Here is a 19,510-nt window from a genome sequence, read left to right as displayed (position 1 = left end):
GGTAATAGGGGATAACAACGGCAGTTGCACGCGCAATTTGTATTTTGCATTGCGTGCAAATGGCGAAGCTTACCCTATTTTACCCAAAATGAAACAACAGCTCTGGACGCTTCCGCTTGTGCGGGAAGGAAAAACGACAGATATGTGGTATGTAATACAAGTCCAGGGGGGACAGGAGGAGAAGACGGCGGAGCTGATCAAAAAGCAATTGACGCTCTGTGATGACAGCTTGAGGGAATGCTTTATACCGAAGAAAGAACGGGTGAAAAAATTTAAGGGGCGCTGGCAGCAGGTGGAAGAACTTTTATTTCCAGGATATGTGTTTGCCGATTCAGGGAATGCGGAGGAGCTGTACAGGCGGCTGAAGCAGGTTAGCAGATTGACGAAAGTTCTGCAGGACGGGAACTTTCTTTTTTTGTCCCTTTCAGAGGATGAAGAGCAGAGAATTAAAGCAATTGGGGACTGCCGCCATGTGACCAGGGTGTCTAAAGTCCAGGTTGTTGGGGGAGAGTACAGCGGTAAGATTGATGGAATTGACAGAGGAAAGAATGTAGTTGTCCGGGATGGGCCTCTGAAGGGGCTGGAAGGGCATGTGACCAAAGTGAATCTGCATAAGCGTGAGGTTACGGTTCAAATGCCATTTGCGGGGAGAATGATGGATGTGAAGCTTGGGATTGAACTGGTGGAGATTGAGAAGCCCACACGAGAAGAAATAAATAATTAAATATATTAAAATAAATGGATACGAAAGGCTGACCGGCATGCAATGTGCATGGGGGAGGCCTTTTTTCTATGAATTAAATAATAAAAATAGATTAATAAAACGAATGTGATGGTATTAAGGAAGAGAGGGTGAAGGATGGGAAAGCAAAAAAGAATATTTTTATCCAGTCCGACAATGAATGGGCATGAAATGGAGTATATCCAGGAGGCCTTTGATACAAACTGGGTGGCGCCCCTTGGAAAAAATGTTGATGAATTTGAAAATGAACTTGCGGCATATGTCGCCTCAAAGCATGCAGCAGCATTAAGCGCCGGGACGGCAGCACTGCATCTTGCAGTCAAGCTGGCAGGAATAGGGCCAGGGGATGTGGTACTTTCATCTTCTCTTACATTTGCCGCAACCTGTAATCCTGTTACCTATGAAGGAGGAAAGCTGGTTTTTATCGACGCGGAAAAGGATACATGGAATATGTCGCCCGAAGCGCTGGAAGAAGGCTTTCGGAAATATCCTGAAACAAAAGCCGTATTGCTGGCTCATCTTTACGGTACACCTGCTAAAATGGATGAGATTATGGGTATCTGTGAGAAACATGGCGTGCCGTTGATTGAAGATGCGGCGGAAGCGCTCGGCAGTACATATAAAGGAAGAGGATGCGGTACTTTTGGAAAGTACGGCATTTTTTCATTTAACGGAAATAAGATAATTACGACCTCCGGCGGCGGAATGCTGGTGTCAGATAGTGAAAAGGACATAATAAAGGCCAGATTCTGGGCAACACAGGCCAGAGAAGCAGCAAGGCATTATGAACATAAAGAGATAGGATACAATTACCGGATGAGTAATATCGTCGCCGGAATCGGCCGCGGGCAGCTGCTGACCTTAGATAAATATAAGGAGAAGAAGCAGCATATTTACCGAAGATATCAGGAGGCTTTTGCGGATATACCAGAGATTCGGATGAATCCATTGAATCCCGACGGTGAGGCTAATAACTGGCTGTCATGCATTACCCTGGAACCGGAATGTATCCAGAGGGGAATATCGCCGCTTGTTATTATGGAGGCGTTGGAAAAGGAAAATATTGAAAGCAGGCCGATTTGGAAACCGATGGATTTACAGCCGGTTTATCAGGAAAATGATTTTATACAGGTGGAGAGTTTCAATGGTAAGTCGATTGGCCAGGATATTTTTGACAGAGGGGTATGCTTGCCCAGCGATGTGAAAAATACGGATGAGGATATGGAACGGGTTATTGGAATCGTTAGAGAATGCTTTTAATTATTGTTTTGATTTGGAAAAGTGATTTTCGAATTAGATGTTCTGGAGGAATAGATGAAAAAGAGAAGAAACAAAAGAAAGCTACAAAAAACATGCTTTTTTTATAAAAAATATGGAAAAAGACTTATGGATATCATTCTTTCGTTTCTCGGAATAATTGTTCTATCGCCAATTATGCTGATAACGGCGTTTTTGGTCAGAATGAGGCTGGGAAGTCCTGTTATATTTCGCCAGAAGCGCCCAGGAAAAAATGAAAATATTTTTGAAATGTACAAATTCAGAACGATGACGGATACAAAAGATCAAGACGGAAATCTATTGCCGGACGATGTAAGACTGACAAGCTTTGGAAAGAAGCTAAGATCGGCCAGTATAGACGAGCTTCCGGAATTGTTTAATATTTTGAAAGGGGATATGAGTGTAGTGGGGCCACGACCGTTATTGGTAGAGTACTTACCTTTATACAATGAGGAACAGAAGCATAGGCATGATGTGAAACCGGGGCTTACAGGACTGGCACAAGTTAAGGGTAGGAATGCAATTAGCTGGGAAGAACGTTTTCGGTGGGACGTGTCTTATGTTCGCAAACTATCATTACGGATGGACCTGTTTATCCTTTTTGAATCAGTGAGGGTTGTTTTAAAACAGGAGGGGATCCATTCAGAGACAAGTGAGACAATGGAAGATTTTAAAGGATCATATAAGGAGAAGCTTTCGTGAAAACACCATACTATGTAATACATAAAAAGGAAATGGAACAGAATTTGGGAAGTTTGAAAAAAGCTTTAGACAAATATTGGATGAAGTCTATGATTGGTTACTCGTTTAAAACAAATTCACTTCCGTGGATAATTACTTTCATGAAATACCATGGTTCTTTAGCCGAAGTGGTATCAGAGGATGAATATGCACTTGCAAAAAAACTTGGGTATCGGGTCGATGAGATTATATATAATGGACTGGCTAAGAGCAAAAAAACATTTATTGAGGCTGTGAAAGGAGGGGCAATAGTAAATATTGATTCAAAGAGAGAACTTGAATGGTTAGTCGAGGCCGGATCTTCTCCCAATTATAATATTGGATTGAGGGTTAATTTTAATATAGAAAGTGAATGTATTGGAGAAACACAGTGCGGTAGTGAAGACGGAAGATTTGGCTTTTGCTATGAAAATGGAGAATTAGAACAGGCACTCATATACATGAATGATAGAAAAATTTCTGTTTCGGGACTCCACTTGCATTGTAGTTCCAAGACGAGAAGTCTTAATATTTATGCAGCTATTGTCAAAAAAACAGTCGATGTAATTAAAAAGTATAACTTAAAATTGAATTTTATAGATGTAGGAGGTGGATTTTTTGGTGGTCTTCCAGGAAAGCCGTCATTTGATGACTACTTAAAAGTAATATCGGAAGGCTTTTCGCCATTTGTGGATATAGAAGAAACGCTTTTAATTATAGAACCGGGCATGTCAGTTGTAGGAGCATATATTGATTATGTCACCTCTGTAATGGATGTCAAAGAGACTTTACATAATCGTTTTATTGTAACGGATGGAAGTAGGACGAATATAGACCCGCTCATGAATAAAAGTTCATATTTCTATGAAGTTTTGCGAAAGAATGAAGAGCGAAAGATTATCAAGAAGCAAACAATATCCGGATTTACCTGTATGGAACATGACCGTCTTTTTCAGCTGAAAAATGAAAAAGATATTCAAAGAGAGGATCAAATTATATATCACAAAGTAGGGGCGTACACGTTATGTCTGACACCCTTATTTATACAATTTTTTCCAACCGTGTATGTAGAGGAAAACGAAAAATATTATTGTGTCCGGCGTAAATGGACAGAGGATGATTATTTGGCAGGCAGTAGTTTATATGGTGAGGTTTAATAATAAAATGAATATTCTTATTTTAAGTTGTGGAACAAGAAACAAAATAGTTCAATACTTTAAGCATGAATTAAACGGTAGTGGAAATGTGATTGCTGCAGATTGCTGGGAACTGGCGCCGGCTTTATACGAGGCAGATAAACATTTTATTGTGCCTAAAATCAATGATGAAAAATATTTAGATATAATTTTAAAAATATGCCAAGAAGAGAATGTTAAAGGAGTTTTGTCGTTAATTGATCCAGAACTTAGCCTTTTATCAAAAAATAGAGATAGGTTTGAGAAAATCGGCGTCTCAGTTTTTGTATCAGATTATGAGGTGGTGGAAACTTGTTTTGATAAAGGAAGAATGTTTGATTTTTGTAGAGTTCATTCTATAAATACCGTACCAACCTATAAAAGCTTGTCGGAATTTATTGGCGAATATACAAAAGAAAAAGAAACATTTCCAGTGTTTGTAAAACCAATTCATGGAAGTTGCAGCGTACAGGCTCAAATAGTGACAGATATTAAGACATTGGAACTGCTTTGTGAAAGAGAGCCAGAAATGATGATACAAAGGCTGATGAAAGGGCAGGAATATGGAATAGATGTATATACAGATTTGATTTCTAAAAAGGTAACTTCAGTTTTTGTGAAGAAAAAACTTTTAATGCGTGCAGGAGAGACGGATAAAGCAGTATCAGTTGTACGAAGAGACATGTTTGACTTTGTAGAGAGATTTGTAAGCAAATTAGGGACTATTGGTCCGATTGATATAGATTTATTTGAACAGGATGGAAAGATGTATATATCAGAGGTTAATCCCAGATTTGGAGGCGGATATCCGCATGCTTATGAATGCGGTATTAATTTTATTAAATTAATGCTCAATAATATGAATGGTATAGAAAATAAGCCAGACTTAGGCAATTACAAAGAAAATATTTATATGATGAAATATTTAGATTTAAAATTGGTGAATGATCGGAAGCAGGTTCTTTAATGAAATGTAATAAAAAAGATATTATAATTATATCCCATTTTGTGGATTTTCCATGGGAAAAGGGAAATGATAGATTTCTGTATATTGCAGACATGCTTGTCTCTCAGGGAGCAGAGGTGGAAGTTGTAACTTCTGATTTTATTCATATTCAAAAAGAACATAGAAAACTGGAAAGAGTGTTGGCAGAAAAGGTAAATTTTAAAATAACGCTTCTACATGAAACAGGATACAGAAAAAATGTTTGTTTGAAACGGATAAAAAGTCATAGGGAACTAGGTGCCAGACTGCGCGAATATTTGAAAAAAAGAAGAAAACCAGATGTGATTTATTGCGCTGTTCCATCATTAGATTTGGCATGGGAGGCATCTGAGTATGCTAAAAAGAATAAAGTGGAATTTATTATTGATATTCAAGATTTATGGCCAGAAGCTTTTGAACTTGTACTGCCGTATCGCCCCCTTGGATCGATCCTCTTTTCATCGTTAAAAAGAAAAGCGGAAAAAATTTATTCGAGAGCAGACAGAATAGTTGCGGTATCAGAAACTTACCTTATTAGAGGAAAGAGGGTAAATACAAAAGAAAAAAACGGATTAAGCGTCTACTTGGGAACAGATTTAAAGAAATTTGAGCAATTCAAAGAAATACATAAAGTATTAAAAAATAAGGATGAAATATGGCTGGTTTATGTTGGGACGCTTGGCCATAGTTATGACTTAACAGGGGTATTAGATGCGCTGGAACAGCTTAATAATCCATGTATTCGATTTATGATATTAGGAGATGGACCACTAAAAAATAAATTCGAGGAATACGCAAAGGTTAAAAACCTTTACTGTACCTTTACTGGAAGGCTTCCATATCCACAGATGGTGTCGCTTTTGTGCCAGTGTGATATTGCAATAAATCCTATCATGAGCGGGGCAGCTCAAAGCATTATCAATAAAGTTGGAGACTATGCTGCAGCGGGACTTCCAGTAATAAGTACGCAAGAGTGTGAAGAATATAAAAATCTTCTTATAGAATATCAATGCGGTTTTACCTGCGAGAATGGAAATGTGGGAGAATTGGCAACAAGGATTAAGCTGCTTTCAGAAAATTCAGAACTGCGCAGTAGAATGGGGAAGAACAGTAGAAAACTTGGTATAGAAAGGTTTGACAGAGCTAAGACATACTTACAAATATGCCATTTAATGACAGATAAGATTTAGTTTAAAAGTTTTATGAATAATTATGTAAGAAGAATTTGTTATGTTTTCTTTTTAACTATTATGGTATTGTGGAGGATTCTGTAGCTATAAATGTTTAAGGGGGGAAACCAATGTCTTTTGACTATAAAGGTCTGCTGAATGAAATTTCAAAAAATGAAAGAGAGTTCAGAACCATAAGCGAAAATGAAAAAAAAGAATTAAAAGGTTGCCTTTATGAAATGGCATGTGACTTAGACAGACGGTGTAAAAAAAATGGTATCAAACTTTTTATGGTTGGAGGGACACTTTTAGGCGCTTTAAGATATGGAACCTTTATTCCTTGGGATGATGATATGGACTTTGGTTTAAGCAGAGCTGATTATTTAAAGATAATTGAAATTTTTGATGATGAATTTAGCGACAAATATGAACTACGTTGTCCTAATTCAAAATATCCGAACGGAAATAGATTCATGCAAATTTTTAAGAAGGGAACAGTGCTTCGCTCTCTTGGCGATAATAATCCATTTCAGCCAAAGAGCGTATATATTGATATTTTTCCGTATGATTTTGTACCGGATAATTTATTAAGCAGAATGGTAACAGGTAATACGGCTAATATGTTAATGGGAATTGCATCGTGTGTAATGGATTGGAAATATCCAGATAAACTTCTTTGTAAATATATGAAAAAAACAAAGTCAGGAAGGCAGATGCTGCTATTTAGGAATGTAATTGGAAGCTTTTTTAGTTTCCTCTCACCTGAAAAGTGGTTTGATTTAGTTGATAGAACTATCATGTATAAAAAGGAGACAGCCAAAATTACTAGTGCGACTGGTAGAAAACATTATTTCGGCGAAATTTATCCTTTGGATTGTTTCTTTCCGGTAGTAGAGATGAAGTTTATGGATCATAATTTTTATGCCCCCAGAGATATTAAACAGTATTTATCTGGTCTATACGGAGCAGATTATATGACTCCTCCACCCGATAAAGCAAAAGAAAGCCATTTTATTTCGGAGGTCAGATTATAATGAAAATAATTCAGTACTTACAGGAATAAATTACAATATTAAAAGGGAAGGAAAAGTGATGTTTTTTTATCATGAACATCAAACAAGTGATATAACGTGAACTATGTGATTATATTTGCTGGCGGTGTTGGCACCAGAATGAAAAGTGAAATGCCGAAACAGTTTCTCAATGTCGATGATAAGCCTATCTTGGTACATACTATTGAAAAGTTTGAGAATCATCCAGACATTGATGGAATAGTTGTGGTAGTCAATAAAGATTGGATTAACTTTAGCAAAGATTTAAAACAAAAATTTAATTTGAATAAAGTAAGATGTATTATACCAGGAGGCAAAACAGGTCAAAATTCTATTTATAATGGATTAGATTATCTAGTGACATGCACTAATTATGTTGAAGATAAAGATATTGTCCTTGTGCATGATGGAGTTAGACCTTTAATTACAGAAGAATTAATAACAAAAAGTATTGAGACATGTAGGAGATATGGTAATAGCATAGCAGTTTCAAAGGCCATAGAAACTATCATTCGTATTGAAAGAGATGGTAAATTAAGAGAAACAATTGATCGTTCTGAATGTAGATATGCCAAGGCACCACAATGTTTTAGAGTAGGGGATTTATATGAAGCTCATAAGTGGGCCATCACGTGTGGTGATAATTCATATATAGACTCTGCAACATTAATGTCAGCCAGAGGTTTTACTTTATATACCACAGAATGTGGTTCGGAAAATATAAAAATTACTACACCTAATGATTTTTATTCTTTTGAGGCATTATATTATGCTATGAAGAAAGGGAAAGGCTTATGCTGATAAATGATAGCAAAACCAAGTCTAATTATTTATTATCTTTGTTATTGTTCTGCTATTATGGCTTTGCCGCTGGCAGTTTTGGGGTGCGGAGCAGATATATTTGGCTTGCTACAGTGATAGGTACTGTTATTTTTATCTTAGGAAGCAGAAGATTACGAATAAAGGTAAGTACAGCAAGGCTAAGTTTTGTGGCAATGGCATTTATCATTTTGATTCAAATATTAAATCCTTTAGCGTTACATGATGGATATGTATTTAATATGATCATATATGTAATTTCCATGTCCATGGTTGTATTGTTTGCAGAGCTGAGCAATGTTGAGGTTGCGCGATTTTTTAAAGTTGTACAAATTGTTGGAATCTGTGTCGCCATGTATATTTCCTTCTTTAGAATTTATTCAACCCTTTATTTTAGGTTAATTGTCCCCCATTTAGCGCCAGATTTAGCAGAAAAAGTTCTTTTAAATTACAACTTTGGATATGGTCCTGCTATTGGAAATAGTTATACTTGGGGGGATTGCGTTATAATGCTTGGAGTTGGTGCAGTATTGGCTGACGACATAGCGAGCTATGGCCGTAAATTAATTAATAAATTAGTATTGGCTGTTCTAATAGCTGGACTGATATTGGAAGGACGAAAAGGAGAGTTGCTGTCTGCTATTGTTACAATTTTAATCACATATTCTATTTTTTTTGATTTTAAAAAGATAAAATATGCTAAAAATAAGGGCATCAATTTAATGATATTACTACCAGGAGTATTAATAGGGCTATTTGTATTTTATTCTAAAGGATATTTTGCAAGATTTCAAATTATGTTTGAAAGAATTCTACAGTCTAATGGTTCTGCTGGTATAGATTTTAGTAGTGGAAGGATTTTTTTATGGGAAACAGCTTGGAAGTTATTTTGTAATAATCCTATTTGGGGAATTGGTTGGGGAAGGTTTGCTAATTATACAACTGGAGAATTTCTACAGGTATATGCGGGACAAGAAATTCGGGAAACACATAATGTTTTGTTACAATTATTATGTGAGACTGGCTTTATTGGCACAGTGCTTATCACTTTTCCAATTATATTATTAATTTATCAGGCTATCCGAAAAATTTTATCAATTAAATATAAGAAAGCATATCCGGCGATTCTCAAAAAATTAATCATTTTTCCATTTGTAATTTTGGTATTTCATGTTTGTCTGTCTTTCATTGACCCTAATATGTATGGACAAAATTTTTGGTTTATGTTTGCTATGGCTGTTTTATGTGAGGATTATTTTTTTGTAATAGAAAAATGTATGCTAATGGAAACAAATGCAGTGAATTTGACTCATAAGTTACAGGAAGAGGAATAGAAAATGAAAGAAAAATTAGGAGTTTTTATTGATTCTTATGATAAAAATAGTGATTTATGGCAAAACTTTTTTTCTGTATTTAATTATTATTGGCCCGATTGTAAATATAGTAAATATCTGGTCACAAATAAAATAGATTATACAAATAATAATGTAAATATATTAAAAACGGGTAGTGATATGGGATGGTTTGACTGCACGTTAAAAGCATTGTATTTAGTTGAAGAAGAGTATATCTTATTTTTATTTGATGATTATTATTTTAGCAAACAAGTGAATAATTCCGATTTAGATGAAATTATTACTTTGATGGAAAATGAAGACCTGTATTTCTATAGATTGTCACCTGTTCGAGACTTTCATAAACAGTCAACAAGATGCTATGTGAATAGTGATTTTGTTTATGCAATTAATTTGCAACCAGCTATTTGGAGAAAAAAAGACTTTATCAATTATCTTGAATTATTAAGACAGAATGGTATGGATACACCCTGGGAATTTGAAAAATATTTTATTGAAAAGTTTTCTAAGTCAAAAGAAGTAAATCGAATTCCAGGCATAATGTATGATACAAGAGATATTATGGGATACAAAAATGCGGTTATTCAAGGTAAATGGGTTGGGCGTGTTATGAGATATTATAATAAAAAAACGGAATTAAAGCTTAATAAGGGGAGTAGAGAATGTATGGGAATAATGCTTGAGCTTTATGACTACGTAAAAACATCCGCTCACTCATTTATGAGTTATAAAACAAGAAAACAGGTCAAAAAACTTCTAAAATTGTTTGGCTTTAAGTTTGTATCTTAATGGTATTAAATGATGGTGAAAGAAAAGAAACGAAATAATACTGTTTTAAGCAAAAAGACTACAAAAAGTGCCATCATTATGAGTGCTGTTGTTTTAGTGGGTAAAGTCCTTGGGTTTGTAAAACAATCAGTAATAGCTTGGGCATTTGGAGCTTCTGTTGTTACAGATCTGTACTTTGCAGCTGATGGATTTATGTCTATGTTAGGTCAAATACAGTCCTCGGCAATATCATTAAGTTTGATCACAAAATATGTACAATTAAAAGAAAAGAAGAACCCTGATAGAGCCAATGCTTTGGCCTGTAATGCATTTGCTGTATTTACTGTGATAGCATTAATTCTTGTTATTTTGATTGTTCTATTTTCTGACAAGATATCCGGAGTGCTAGGTATATCTTATACAGTAGCAGAAAAAAAACAACTTGGTGAATTTTTAATATTTTTAACACCGGGTATAGTTTGTACCTGTATAATTGGCGTATCGCAAGGAATACTTGATGGCAATGAGCGATTTATTCCTTCAAAACTCCTGACACTATTTTTCAGTGTATCGATTGTTTTATCGATTGTTTTGTTTAATTCTACATTGGGTATTTATTCTTTAGTTATTGGTTTTTTAACAGGCTACTGTTTGCATGCTGTTTACGTACTTATTCTTGCTCTGAAGCACATAGATTATGTGTGGATTAATCCGTTAAAAAACAGGGATTTCAAGAAAGTAATTAAGGGTACATTGACACTGGTTATTGGAAATTCAATTATTGACCTTGGGAATTTGATAGATAGGATCATTGCATCTTCAGGAAAAAGTGGTTCCGTCTCATTACTATACTATGGTCAAGTTATGAGCAATGATATTGTAAATGCTACGATAATAACCACCTTAGGAACAATATTACTTCCGAAAATCACGAAAAGTATTTCACGAAAAATAGACAATGAAATCTTGATTCAGCTTATTAGAAAAATAGTAGACTCTTCCATTGCGATTATGGGATTGGTGGTTGCTTTATATTTAATAGAAGGAATTGATTTAGCTAAAATTTGTTTTGAAAGAGGGAATTTTCTACCTGGTGATACGAACACGGTTAATTTAGTGGCATGTTGCTACGCGTTGGGATTTCCTTTTATGATTTGTCGTGAAGTTTTTACGAAAATACTTTATGCGTATCAGGATACAATAACACCAATGAAAAACAGTATAGTAGGAATGTTAATTAACTTGGTTTTAAGTTTTTTGTTGGCTAAGAGATTGGGGATAAAAGGTATTGCACTGGCAAGTACAATATCGGTTTTTTTAATTACTTTAATGCTCGTAAAATCTATTAATAAATACTTAGGCAGAAAGCTTGTAACAAAGAATATAGCCTTCAACATACTAAAAGTAATTATTGCATTGATCGTGACTTTGTCAGCTGGTTATGTTTTTCGAAATTATTTTAGAGTCGAAAATACGTTTTTGAAATTGATGGTAACTGGGATATTGGAAAGCTTAGTCTACACCTTAAGCCTTTTTCTAACAAAACATAGTATAATAAAGTATTTTATTGAAAACATTTCTAGTAAAGGTGAGGAGTGAAGATATGGGATTTAATAATGAGAAGCACTTATATTTGCTTGATTATTTGAGAGAATCAGACTGGAAACAAATGAAAGGAAAAACAATCCTCATTACTGGTGGGACTGGTTTGATCGGAAAAAGCCTGATTAGAATTATTAAAGAGGCAGACATTGCTTATAGTTTGAGTCTTATAATAATAGTACCGACTAGGGATATTAACAAAGCAAAAAAAGAATTTGCTGAATATGATAATTTGATAATCATAAAGACTGATTTAACAAAACTACATACAATTAAAGAACATGTGGATTATATTATACACGGCGCCGGTCCGACTTCGAGTTGTTTTTTTCATAATTATCCTGTAGAAACAATCAAAACATTTTTACTTGGAACCTTATCAACTCTTGAATTGGCAAAGGCAAATGATGTTTTAAATATGGTTTTTTTATCAACCATGGAAGTTTATGGATTTCCGCAAAAGGGTAAAAAGGTTACTGAGGAACAAATAGGTTGTTTTTTACCAACAGTATGTAGAAATAGTTATCCACTAAGCAAAGTACAGTGTGAAAACCTTTGCTATTCATATTTTAAGGAATACGGAGTAAATACAAACATTATTAGGTTAACACAAACCTTTGGTCCGGGTGTTGAGTACAATGATGGACGGGTATTTGCCGAATTTATGCGATGCCTTGTGGAAAAAAAAGATATAGTTCTTAAAACAAATGGTGAAACAGAACGTTCTTATTTACATGTTACGGATGCAGCAGGAGCAATCGTGACTGTATTATTGAAAGGAATTCCAGGAGAAGTGTATACTGCTGCGAACGAAAACACATATTGCTCGATAAGGCAGATGGCGGAAACTGTCACTCAATTATCGGATAATGCAATACAAGTAAAGTTCTCAGATGTAAGCGAGAAAAACAGTGCCTATGCGGATATTTTATATATGGATTTAGATACAACAAAACTAAATTCACTTGGATGGAATCCAAAGTATGATTTAAAGGATGCCTATATTGACATGATTTCTAGTATAAAAAATTGTGCTGACACATGTAAGTTTAAACAAGAAGAGGATGAACGATGAATAGAAAAGTAGAGCGTGATACGATGCCTGAATTGCTGCGCCTTATTTCTATTTTTGGCATTATAATGATGCATTTATTTGGAATATATCGTTTTGAAAGCTCAGGTACTAATTTATTGTTTGGAATAGGTATCAATACTTTATTCAATTGTGGGGTATCAATATTTATTTTAATTTCAGGGTACTATGGGATAAAGTTTAGTGTAAATTCTATTGTTAAATTGTGGATTATTACCGTATTTTATTCACTAATGCAGGTGATTGTAAGTATGGTAATGATAACGCATGAATTTAACATCCGGGAACTCTGGTTAGCATTTTTTCCGTTTTCGACTAGAAAATACTGGTTTATTTCTTCGTATCTGTTATTGATGTTTTTTAGCAGGTTTTTAAATATGGCAGTGGAGTTTTTGGAAAAAAAGCAACTCGGTTTATTAATAGCTTCCTTGGCATTTGTTTTTTCTGTGTTACCAACATTGACGCAGTTGCAAGTAATGAATGACTGTGGAAAAGGTCCGCTTAATCTTTTATTAATATATTTCATAGGTGGCTATATTAAAAAATATGATGTTGATATGAATAAGAACAAAATAGTAACTACACTTTTAGGCCTTTTTTTTACTCAGTTTGTAATGAATTGTATTACTACCAAATATCGGGGAGGATGGTACCTTCCTTTTTCATATGATTGTTCTATGTTTATAGTCATTTCCAGTTCTTTGATTTTTTTATTAGCTAAGAAAAGTAATTATCAAAATCATTTTATTAATAAAATTGCAAAACGAACACTGGGTATATATCTGCTAGAAGGAACAATAGAAATATTAATGGAAAGTATAGGGGTGGTTTTTGATTTTTATTCTCCTTTATTACCATTATATATTACCATCGAAGCAATTGCAATTTTTGTGATTTGTCTCGTAATAGATTCTGTACGAGAAATATTAATGATACCATTATTTTTGATGCTTGATAAAATCAATGGTATTTTAAAGCCAATTATTAAGATAGTACATTACAGAATTTTAGATTAGAAGGGGCATTCCTTACTATGGAATGTACGACTGAAATCTGTCAATTATTTTCAGAAAAAAGTTTTATTAAGGGAGATTAACATAATGAAAAAAGCATTAATTACAGGAATAACAGGACAAGACGGCTCTTATTTATCAGAATTTTTACTGGACAAGGGTTATGAGGTGCATGGAATTATTCGCCGTGCATCTATTTTAAATACAGGAAGAATCAATCACATTATTAATCATATAACGTTGCACGACGGTGATCTTTCTGATTCTAGTAGTTTGATTCGGATTATCAATATTGTTCAACCAGATGAAATTTACAATCTTGCAGCACAATCTCATGTACAGGTCTCTTTTGATGTACCTGAATATTCAGGAGATGTTGATGCACTTGGTGTTCTAAGAATTTTAGAGGCTTGCCGTATTCTTGGACTTACTAAGAAAACGAGGATATATCAAGCGTCAACGTCGGAATTATACGGTAAAGTAGAAGAAATACCGCAGAAAGAAACAACTCCATTTCATCCTTATAGTCCGTACGCTATAGCGAAACAGTATGGTTTCTGGATTACAAAAGAATATCGTGAAGCTTATGGTATGTTTGCAGTCAATGGCATTCTGTTTAATCATGAATCTGAGCGTCGTGGAGAGAATTTTGTTACAAGAAAAATAACACTTGCGGCCGGACGCATTGCAGAAGGGATTCAAGATCGTCTTGAACTTGGAAACCTGGATTCTCTTCGCGATTGGGGGTATGCAAAAGATTATGTGGAGTGTATGTGGATGATGCTTCAACATTATACACCAGAGGATTTTGTTATTGCGACGGGAGAGCAGCACACAGTTAGAGACTTTACAGAGAGAGCATTTTTAGCAAATGGAATTACTTTAAGATGGGAAGGGACGGGCATTGAAGAAAAAGGCTATGATGCAGATAATGGCAGATTGCTTATTTGCGTAAACAAGGAATGGTTTAGACCTACGGATGTGGACAATCTTTGGGGAGATCCGACTAAGGCAAAGACGGTTCTTGGTTGGAATCCTCAGAAGACCTCTTATGCTGCTTTAGTCAATATAATGGCAAAGCATGATCGTGAGCTTGCCAAGAGAGAAAAGGCAATAAATAAGTTATAAGTATAGAAGAATCCCCATAAGGAGGATAGTGCAGTAATGATTGATAAAAATGCAAAAATATATATCGCGGGTCATAGGGGAATGGTTGGATCGGCAATTTATAGAAAATTTGTAGAAGAAGGATATACTAATTTTATATTTAGAACATCAAAAGAATTAGATTTAAGGAATCAAAGAGATGTTCAGGAGTTCTTTCAGAAAGAACGGCCAGAAGTAGTAGTTTTGGCTGCAGCTCGCGTCGGGGGCATTATGGCAAACATAAAACAACCGGCGACATTCTTGTATGATAATTTGACAATACAGAATAACGTTATTAATTCGGCATATGAAAATGATGTGAGAAAGCTTCTATTTTTAGGTTCTTCTTGTATCTATCCAAGATTAGCTTCTCAGCCCATGGTAGAAGAATGCTTGCTTGATGGTAAAGTTGAACCAACCAATGAGGGCTATGCAATTGCCAAGATTGCCGGTTTGAAATTATGTGAGTATTACAATAAGCAGTATGGAACGGATTATATCAGTGTCATGCCATGTAATTTGTACGGCTATGAAGATAATTTTGATCCAATTCGATCGCATGTGGTAGCAGCGACAATAAGAAAAGTCCATGAGGCCAAACTGAGGAATAATAAAGAAATTGTAGTATGGGGGACTGGGAATGCCAGGAGAGAATTGATGTTTGTAGATGATGCCGCAGATGCATGTTATTATCTACTAAACTCTTACTCTGGAAATGAATGGTTTAATGTTGGAACGGCAAAAGACTATAGCATAACAGAATTAACAGAAGTGGTAATGAAGGTAATTGGATATAAAGGAAAATTAGTATATGATACTTCAAAGCCGGATGGAATGCCACAAAAGTTATTAAATGTAGATAAGCTTGCCAATGCTGGGTGGCGTTATAAGACAGAGCTTGAGAGAGGAATAGAGTTGACATACAAGTGGTATTTAGATAATTATAATAGATTTAATTGATCGGAGGAATAAAGATGAGATTTCCATTATGTGACAACCCATGGGGAAGAGAAGAGATTGAGGCTATTAATAAAGTTATTGAGTCAGGAATGTTTACAATGGGGAAGAATGTTGCAAGTTATGAGAAAAAATTTGCAAAACATTTTGGGGCAAAAAATGCTATTATGGTAAGTTCAGGTTCAGCAGCTAATTTACTGGCCATTGCGGCACTTGTGTATTCAGGTAGAATTCCCAGAGGAGCAGAGGTTATTGTTCCTGCTGTTTCGTGGAGTACCACGTATGCTCCGCTTGAGCAATTTGGAATGAAATTAGTCTTTGTTGATATTGATAAGGAGACTTTCAATTTAAATATAGAAAGTGTCAAAAGAATTATTACTCCGAATACAAAGATGATTTTTGCTGTAAATCTTTTAGGCAATTCAAATGACTATGATGCATTGCTTGATATATGCGAAAATAATAATATAATTCTTATAGAAGACAACTGTGAGTCCCTTGGAGCAAAATACAAAGATAAGTATCTTGGAACAATCGGATTAATGGGTACATACTCAACTTTCTATTCTCATCATATGTGTACAATGGAGGGGGGAGTTGTTACGACTGACGATAATGAGTTGTATGAATATATGTTAGCAATACGAGCGCATGGCTGGACTCGAAATCTACCAGAAGGAAGTTCCATCTATAAGAAAAAAGAGGACCCTTTCTATGAGAGCTATAATTTTATAGTTCCGGGATTTAATCTCAGACCTCTTGATATGGAGGGAGCCATTGGCATTGAGCAGTTGGATAAGATTGATGGAATGATTGTGAACAGGAGAAAGAATGCCGAATATTTTATTGAAAAGATGAAGCAGTTTCCAGAGGTCCGAATACAGAAGGAGGTAGGCCAATCATCTTGGTTTGGATTTGGAATGATTTTGACGGGCAGTCTTGCAGGTAAAAGAAGTATTATCGTAGATAGATTGGGTAAATCAGAGATAGAGTGCCGCCCAATTGTAGCTGGAAACTTTACACGAAATAAGGTAATCCAATATATGGATTATTCTATTCCGGAAAGACTGGTCAATGCTGATGAGATTCATGATTGTGGATTTTTTGTCGGTAATCATAGTCAGAATAATAATAAGGAAGTAGATTACTTTATTGAGACATTATCTGAAATAATAAAAAATAGGTAGAAGCGATTAAACAGCTCAGAAACTCTTGAGAAAGTGTTCTGAGCTATTTATTTACTTAAATATTACTGAGTAAACTACAAAAGAAAGTAGGGGAATTCTATCGATGAATATAGTTTTACTCTCAGGAGGATCGGGTAAGCGCCTTTGGCCCCTTTCGAATGATATTCGTTCTAAGCAATTTATAAAGATTTTTAAAAGGGAGGATGGCTCCTATGAATCAATGGTACAACGTGTATACCGCCAGATACGAACGGCCGATAAAGATGCAAACGTTATAATTGCTACATCGAAAGCTCAGGTCTCAGCTATTTGTAACCAGTTAGGTGAAGATATTGGTATTTGCGTAGAACCTTGCAGAAGGGATACTTTTCCCGCAATAGCGCTGGCAACTGCTTATTTACATGATATAAAAGGAATGGGCCTTGAGGAGTCTGTTGTAGTCTGCCCGGTAGATCCATATGTGGAAGATGAATATTTTTTTGCATTAAAAAAATTAGGAGAACAGGCTGAAAAAGGAGAGGCAAATCTGGTTCTAATGGGGATAGAACCGACCTATGCAAGTGAGAAATATGGATATATTATCCCACGCGATTTGGCATCGACCAGCTTTGTTTCTACATTTAAAGAAAAACCAGACGTAGCGACTGCACAAAAATATATTAGGCAAGGTGCATTATGGAATGGTGGCGTGTTTGCATACAGAGTGGGTTATGTACTTCAGAAGGCCCATGAATTGATACAATTTACAGATTATGAAGATTTGTTTGCAAAGTATGACACATTGACAAAGATTTCGTTTGATTATGCGGTTGTAGAAAAAGAGGATAAGATTCAAGTGCAGCGCTTTAGAGGAAGTTGGAAAGACCTTGGGACATGGAATACACTTACGGAAGCTATGGCAGAGTCGAATGTTGGAGAAGCTGTGCTTAATGAAACTTGTAAAAATGTACATGTAATTAATGAGATGGGCGTACCTATAGTATGCATGGGGCTGAAGGATATTATTATATCTGCATCACCGGAAGGAATTTTGGTAGCAGATAAAGAGCAATCCAGCTATATCAAGCCGATTGTAGATGAGATTCACCAACAGATTATGTTTGCGGAAAAATCATGGGGGAATTTCAGAGTGTTGGATGTCGAAGAGGATAGTTTAACCATCAAAGTGACGTTAAATCCAGGTCAGCGGATGAACTACCACAGTCATGAGCGAAGAGACGAAGTTTGGACGGTTATGTCTGGTACAGGTAAGGTAATTGTAGATGGTATGGAACATCTAGTTGCTGAAGGAGACGTGGTTACTATGCAGGCAGGCTGTAGGCACACAATTTTTGCGGAAACAGAGCTGAAGGTATTGGAACTACAGATTGGTAAGGAAATTAGTGTCCATGATAAACATAAGTATGAACTCGAATACTGAGAAAAAAAAGATTCATCATGTCCCGTTTTTCTTATTACCGGCTGGAAAAGATTATCTTTGGGGGGGAACCAGATTGAGAGATGACTTTTCCAAGAATTTTAATTTGGATTCTTTGGCAGAAACTTGGGAATGCTCGACACATCCAGATGGACAAAGTATAGTTTGTTCTGGTGTTTTTACAGGACAGTTACTATCAGATGTTTTAAAGAGATACCCAGAACTAGCCGGAACTCATCCAAAAATGAATAATGGACTGCCAGTGCTTGTTAAATTCATAGATGCGAAATCCGATTTGTCTGTTCAGGTTCATCCTTCAGATGATTTTGCTGCATTATATGAAAATGGATCATGGGGAAAGACCGAGATGTGGTATATCGTCGAAGCTTCAAAAAATGCAGAGTTGGTGTATGGATTTCGACACGATATGGATAGAAACAGCGTATTGAAAAGTCTGCAGGAAGAGAATTTGGAAAAGTTTTTACAGAAAGTGCCGGTAAAAAAAGGAGACATTTTTTTTATTCCATCAGGTCAGATACATGCCATTTGTGCTGGTTGTTTGGTTGCGGAAGTGCAGGAAAGTTCGAACCTGACTTATCGCCTTTATGACTATAATCGTGTAGATAGAAATGGAAACAAACGAGAGCTTCACGTTGAAAAGGCATTATCTGTTGCTAATTTGAATGGAAGTATTGCACCAAGGCAGCCGATGAAAGTGATCCGTTTCCGCAGAGGAGCAATGATTGAGTTACTTTGCCGCTGTAAGTATTTCCAGGTTGAAAAAATTACCTTAGATACACAAAGATGCAGAGAACTGGCATGGTTTCAAACGGGAAGTAATTCCTTTCATGTATTGCTTTGTTTGGAGGGATGCGGCTGTATTCGGTGGGACGGAGGTGAACAGGATTTTTTTCGTGGAGATTGTATATTTGTTCCGGCAGAATCGGTAAAATTTAGCCTTCATGGAAAGGCAGAATTATTATGTGTCAGTTGTTGACGGCTATATCCTAAATATTTATAATAAAATGCTTT

Annotated in this window: 18 protein-coding genes; all 18 read left to right on the top strand. The window is 35.6% G+C overall.

The window, feature by feature from the left end; genetic code table 11:
• Positions 1 to 142: 142 nt before the first annotated feature.
• The 18 genes from loaP to V3C10_20460 all read left to right on the top strand — a co-directional run bounded on the left by loaP (position 143) and on the right by V3C10_20460 (position 19,475).
• Positions 143 to 724: an antiterminator LoaP gene (loaP, locus tag V3C10_20545; protein WVP61666.1), complete on the top strand. Its 582-nt coding sequence runs from the start codon at positions 143 to 145 to the stop codon at positions 722 to 724.
• Between the two features lie 135 nt (positions 725 to 859).
• The gene (locus V3C10_20540) at positions 860 to 2,002 is read left to right on the top strand and encodes an aminotransferase class I/II-fold pyridoxal phosphate-dependent enzyme (protein ID WVP61665.1); all 1,143 of its coding nucleotides are present in this window, start codon (positions 860 to 862) and stop codon (positions 2,000 to 2,002) included.
• Positions 2,003 to 2,056: 54 nt separating this feature from the next.
• Positions 2,057 to 2,722, top strand: a complete 666-nt coding sequence (locus V3C10_20535; GenBank protein WVP61664.1) for a sugar transferase — start codon at positions 2,057 to 2,059, stop codon at positions 2,720 to 2,722.
• Complete coding sequence (locus V3C10_20530) at positions 2,719 to 3,897, top strand: pyridoxal-dependent decarboxylase (protein ID WVP61663.1); 1,179 nt, start codon at positions 2,719 to 2,721, stop codon at positions 3,895 to 3,897. Before V3C10_20535 ends, V3C10_20530 begins: the two co-directional genes overlap by 4 nt.
• The gene (locus V3C10_20525; GenBank protein ID WVP61662.1) at positions 3,857 to 4,882 is read left to right on the top strand and encodes an ATP-grasp domain-containing protein; all 1,026 of its coding nucleotides are present in this window, start codon (positions 3,857 to 3,859) and stop codon (positions 4,880 to 4,882) included. The genes V3C10_20530 and V3C10_20525 overlap by 41 nt, the downstream gene beginning before the upstream one ends.
• Positions 4,882 to 6,090: a glycosyltransferase family 4 protein gene (locus tag V3C10_20520; protein ID WVP61661.1), complete on the top strand. Its 1,209-nt coding sequence runs from the start codon at positions 4,882 to 4,884 to the stop codon at positions 6,088 to 6,090. The genes V3C10_20525 and V3C10_20520 overlap by 1 nt, the downstream gene beginning before the upstream one ends.
• 110 nt (positions 6,091 to 6,200) lie before the next feature.
• Positions 6,201 to 7,103 carry a LicD family protein gene (locus V3C10_20515; GenBank protein ID WVP61660.1) on the top strand — a complete coding sequence of 301 codons (903 nt, stop codon included), beginning with the start codon at positions 6,201 to 6,203 and terminating at the stop codon, positions 7,101 to 7,103.
• A gap of 96 nt (positions 7,104 to 7,199) precedes the next feature.
• Positions 7,200 to 7,922, top strand: coding sequence for an IspD/TarI family cytidylyltransferase (locus V3C10_20510; GenBank protein WVP61659.1), 723 nt, complete (start codon positions 7,200 to 7,202; stop codon positions 7,920 to 7,922).
• Complete coding sequence (locus V3C10_20505; GenBank protein ID WVP61658.1) at positions 7,916 to 9,274, top strand: O-antigen ligase family protein; 1,359 nt, start codon at positions 7,916 to 7,918, stop codon at positions 9,272 to 9,274. The genes V3C10_20510 and V3C10_20505 overlap by 7 nt, the downstream gene beginning before the upstream one ends.
• 3 nt (positions 9,275 to 9,277) lie before the next feature.
• Positions 9,278 to 10,084 (top strand): hypothetical protein, encoded by an 807-nt coding sequence (locus V3C10_20500; protein WVP61657.1) that lies wholly within the window; start codon positions 9,278 to 9,280, stop codon positions 10,082 to 10,084.
• Positions 10,085 to 10,093: 9 nt separating this feature from the next.
• Positions 10,094 to 11,662, top strand: a complete 1,569-nt coding sequence (locus V3C10_20495) for a lipid II flippase MurJ (protein WVP61656.1) — start codon at positions 10,094 to 10,096, stop codon at positions 11,660 to 11,662.
• A 4-nt stretch (positions 11,663 to 11,666) separates the two neighbouring features.
• On the top strand, positions 11,667 to 12,740 hold the full coding sequence (locus V3C10_20490) for an NAD(P)-dependent oxidoreductase (GenBank protein ID WVP61655.1): 1,074 nt from the start codon (positions 11,667 to 11,669) through the stop codon (positions 12,738 to 12,740).
• On the top strand, positions 12,737 to 13,774 hold the full coding sequence (locus tag V3C10_20485; GenBank protein ID WVP61654.1) for an acyltransferase: 1,038 nt from the start codon (positions 12,737 to 12,739) through the stop codon (positions 13,772 to 13,774). Before V3C10_20490 ends, V3C10_20485 begins: the two co-directional genes overlap by 4 nt.
• Positions 13,775 to 13,858: 84 nt before the next feature.
• Positions 13,859 to 14,899, top strand: coding sequence for a GDP-mannose 4,6-dehydratase (gene gmd, locus V3C10_20480; GenBank protein ID WVP61653.1), 1,041 nt, complete (start codon positions 13,859 to 13,861; stop codon positions 14,897 to 14,899).
• 36 nt (positions 14,900 to 14,935) lie between these two features.
• The gene (locus V3C10_20475; GenBank protein ID WVP61652.1) at positions 14,936 to 15,877 is read left to right on the top strand and encodes a GDP-L-fucose synthase; all 942 of its coding nucleotides are present in this window, start codon (positions 14,936 to 14,938) and stop codon (positions 15,875 to 15,877) included.
• A 14-nt stretch (positions 15,878 to 15,891) separates the two neighbouring features.
• On the top strand, positions 15,892 to 17,061 hold the full coding sequence (locus V3C10_20470) for a DegT/DnrJ/EryC1/StrS family aminotransferase (protein ID WVP61651.1): 1,170 nt from the start codon (positions 15,892 to 15,894) through the stop codon (positions 17,059 to 17,061).
• Between the two features lie 103 nt (positions 17,062 to 17,164).
• Positions 17,165 to 18,481: a sugar phosphate nucleotidyltransferase gene (locus V3C10_20465; protein ID WVP61650.1), complete on the top strand. Its 1,317-nt coding sequence runs from the start codon at positions 17,165 to 17,167 to the stop codon at positions 18,479 to 18,481.
• On the top strand, positions 18,450 to 19,475 hold the full coding sequence (locus V3C10_20460) for a type I phosphomannose isomerase catalytic subunit (protein ID WVP61649.1): 1,026 nt from the start codon (positions 18,450 to 18,452) through the stop codon (positions 19,473 to 19,475). Before V3C10_20465 ends, V3C10_20460 begins: the two co-directional genes overlap by 32 nt.
• Positions 19,476 to 19,510: the final 35 nt, after the last annotated feature.

Origin of the sequence: [Clostridium] symbiosum, from assembly GCA_036419695.1 — a bacterium.
GTDB classification, from domain to species: Bacteria; Bacillota; Clostridia; order Lachnospirales; family Lachnospiraceae; genus Otoolea; species Otoolea symbiosa_A.
This window is presented reverse-complemented; position numbering and strand designations above follow the sequence as displayed.

What these genes read in the sequence shown, in the direction of transcription:
- V3C10_20500 (WVP61657.1), top strand. Translation starts at nt 9,278, where the DNA reads ATGAAAGAAAAATTAGGAGTTTTTATTGATTCTTATGATAAAAATAGT.
- V3C10_20525 (WVP61662.1), top strand. Translation starts at nt 3,857, where the DNA reads ATGATTATTTGGCAGGCAGTAGTTTATATGGTGAGGTTTAATAATAAA.
- V3C10_20520 (WVP61661.1), top strand. Translation starts at nt 4,882, where the DNA reads ATGAAATGTAATAAAAAAGATATTATAATTATATCCCATTTTGTGGAT.
- V3C10_20505 (WVP61658.1), top strand. Translation starts at nt 7,916, where the DNA reads ATGCTGATAAATGATAGCAAAACCAAGTCTAATTATTTATTATCTTTG.
- V3C10_20540 (WVP61665.1), top strand. Translation starts at nt 860, where the DNA reads ATGGGAAAGCAAAAAAGAATATTTTTATCCAGTCCGACAATGAATGGG.
- V3C10_20485 (WVP61654.1), top strand. Translation starts at nt 12,737, where the DNA reads ATGAATAGAAAAGTAGAGCGTGATACGATGCCTGAATTGCTGCGCCTT.
- V3C10_20490 (WVP61655.1), top strand. Translation starts at nt 11,667, where the DNA reads ATGGGATTTAATAATGAGAAGCACTTATATTTGCTTGATTATTTGAGA.
- V3C10_20535 (WVP61664.1), top strand. Translation starts at nt 2,057, where the DNA reads ATGAAAAAGAGAAGAAACAAAAGAAAGCTACAAAAAACATGCTTTTTT.
- V3C10_20515 (WVP61660.1), top strand. Translation starts at nt 6,201, where the DNA reads ATGTCTTTTGACTATAAAGGTCTGCTGAATGAAATTTCAAAAAATGAA.
- V3C10_20460 (WVP61649.1), top strand. Translation starts at nt 18,450, where the DNA reads ATGATAAACATAAGTATGAACTCGAATACTGAGAAAAAAAAGATTCAT.
- V3C10_20465 (WVP61650.1), top strand. Translation starts at nt 17,165, where the DNA reads ATGAATATAGTTTTACTCTCAGGAGGATCGGGTAAGCGCCTTTGGCCC.
- loaP (WVP61666.1), top strand. Translation starts at nt 143, where the DNA reads ATGTGGTATGTAATACAAGTCCAGGGGGGACAGGAGGAGAAGACGGCG.
- V3C10_20495 (WVP61656.1), top strand. Translation starts at nt 10,094, where the DNA reads ATGATGGTGAAAGAAAAGAAACGAAATAATACTGTTTTAAGCAAAAAG.
- V3C10_20470 (WVP61651.1), top strand. Translation starts at nt 15,892, where the DNA reads ATGAGATTTCCATTATGTGACAACCCATGGGGAAGAGAAGAGATTGAG.
- V3C10_20475 (WVP61652.1), top strand. Translation starts at nt 14,936, where the DNA reads ATGATTGATAAAAATGCAAAAATATATATCGCGGGTCATAGGGGAATG.
- gmd (WVP61653.1), top strand. Translation starts at nt 13,859, where the DNA reads ATGAAAAAAGCATTAATTACAGGAATAACAGGACAAGACGGCTCTTAT.